Origin of the sequence: Streptomyces malaysiense, assembly GCF_000980885.2 — a bacterium.
Classification (GTDB): domain Bacteria; phylum Actinomycetota; class Actinomycetes; order Streptomycetales; family Streptomycetaceae; genus Streptomyces; species Streptomyces malaysiense.
Genome location: NZ_LBDA02000082.1, coordinates 1 through 2,075, shown reverse-complemented (window position 1 = coordinate 2,075; position 2,075 = coordinate 1). Strand labels below are relative to the sequence as shown.

The 2,075-nt window shown below is 63.6% G+C and carries 2 protein-coding genes; one reads left to right on the top strand and one right to left on the bottom strand.

Annotation, left to right across the window (positions count from 1 at the left end):
• The first annotated feature begins 113 nt into the window (after window positions 1-113).
• Window positions 114-959: a DUF3987 domain-containing protein gene (locus VT52_RS29575; protein WP_107481483.1), complete on the top strand. Its 846-nt coding sequence runs from the start codon at window positions 114-116 to the stop codon at window positions 957-959.
• A 190-nt stretch (window positions 960-1,149) separates the two neighbouring features.
• Here VT52_RS29575 and VT52_RS29570 read toward each other — a convergent pair whose 3' ends face one another.
• Window positions 1,150-1,905, bottom strand: coding sequence for a class I SAM-dependent methyltransferase (locus tag VT52_RS29570; protein ID WP_046429190.1), 756 nt, complete (start codon window positions 1,903-1,905; stop codon window positions 1,150-1,152).
• Window positions 1,906-2,075 lie beyond the last annotated feature (170 nt).

Genomic DNA, 2,075 nt, shown 5'->3' with positions numbered 1-2,075 from the left:
GGCAACGGTTGCGGCATATCGGTGCGGGCCAGTTGATCCAGCCCCGGCGGCATGGGAGAAGATAAGAGGGCAGGCACGGTCTTCACTTGTGATCATGGGACTTCGACACTCACATGATCACGCAGACCGTGCCTGCAGCCGCATCCGGACCTACCTACAACCGACATGACGGCCCATCAGCGAATCAACCGCCCAACTCGCGAGCACGCAACGGCCCTGCCCCGGAAGCTGGGGAAGCGATGGCCCGCGCAGTGCGGCACAGTCAGCGGGCCGGTCTGGTCACTCTCTCCGAGGATGCGTACGAGGTAGCCGACATCATCCGGCGGGACCTGCTCACAAAGGCCCGTGAGTCCGAGGGGTTGAAGGCGTTCGCTGCCCGCTGCAACGAACAGGTACGCCGCATCGCAGCACTGTTCGCGCTCTTCGATCTGCGGTCGCAGATCACGGCGACCGACCTGGAAGCGGCGGCGTCACTTGTCACGTACACCATGGACTCGGTGGAAGAGATCGCCGGGGGCGAGTCTCCGAAGGGGAAGCGTCAGCCGCTCAGCCTTGCTGAGAAGGTCCGGGCCAGGATCGAACTTCATGGAGGATCGGCCACGTCCTCGCAGGTGCTCCCGTACGTGGGAGCGACGGCCGCTGAGGTCCGAGCACTTCCGGAAGTTGTGGTGACCGTAGAACGGTCGGGCAAGACGGGTCGGCCGGCCACCGTTTTCACACTCCGCGGTGACGATTCCGAGTCCGAGCCAAAACCGGTTTCCCATTCTTCCGCCCCCATGCTGGCCGCAGCAGATCGGGAGGCGCAGCGGCCCACCGTGGTCCGCCTGGACGCCTACCGTCCGGAGCCGAACCGTGCCCCGGAGCCTGCGCCGGAACCGAAGTGGTCGGTTCGCCCACCGGTTTCCGTGGCCGAGCGGCCCGAACCGCTCGAAGAGAACCCGTTCCGCGCACTGCTCTAGCAAACAAAGTCAGCCCTCGGAACCACTTCCGGGGGCTTCGTCCGGCATCTGGCAGGTGGCGCCAGTCGACGTCTACACCGGCTGGATGGGTGCCCTGGTGAGCGAGTACGTGGTGAAACCGCACCGGTGAGAGGGCGCAAGCGTCCTGCGAGCAACCGCGCGGTCCGGGCAGGGACTGAGAGTCCGGTGTTTATACCTTGCTCGCGACCACCATGTAGTTCTCGGCCTCCAGATCGAACGTGCTCGGTTCCGTCTGGAGTCCGACCCGGTGCAGCTCGACTTCGAGTTCCTCGTACCGGTAGGGCCAGCAGGACAGCAGTTCCGAGCGGACATGAACCAACCCGGTCGTATCAACTTGCGCGATCGCAATCTCGATGTGGTGCTCCTCCTCCCAATGCGGCGCAATCTCCCAGCGGTAGACCACGATGGCATCGCGACCGTTCCGGCGGACGAGTCGGCCACTGATGTCCAGCCGGGAGCCTCTGGCCCTCACGAGTTCCCAAGTACGGGAGGTGAGTACCAAGCGCCCGCCGGGACGCAGAAGCCGTGACATCGACTCCAGAGCAGCAACCCTGCCTCTCGCGCCCACGGCATGGTGCAGCGAGTTGCCAACGCAGAACACCATGTCGAACGTGTTGTCCTGGAAATGGTCGGGCAACTCTTCCCAGTTCGCCCGTACGGCCCGGACGGATGCCCCGAACTCCTCAGACAACTCTGCAGTCCGACGAACCATCGTTTCGCTGGCGTCAGTTGCGACAACCTGCATGCCACGACCGGCGAGGCCAACCGCCAACTGTCCGGTTCCGCACGAACAGTCGAGGACGTGAGCGTTCGACGGCAGGAGATTGAGGACGTCATCGAACGACGCAGCGAACTCGGCTGGAGCCAGCTTTGCATCCGAGATGAGCCACTCGTACACCTCGGCAAGCGCGTTATAACCCGTCACAACTACTACCTCCGTCACGCGGCAGACTCACGGCAGGACGTCAGTTCATCAGCGGAGCGAGCCGGGCACCAATGGTTTTCGCAAGGATGGCTCTGACGGTGTTTGTGGGTTGTCAGTTGTCCGTCTGAGTGGATGTCATCGGCTGGTTACTGAGGTTGAACTCGTGATGT

Excerpts from the sequence above, each read along its gene's own strand:
- VT52_RS29575 (WP_107481483.1), top strand. The coding sequence starts at position 114 with ATGATCACGCAGACCGTGCCTGCAGCCGCATCCGGACCTACCTACAAC.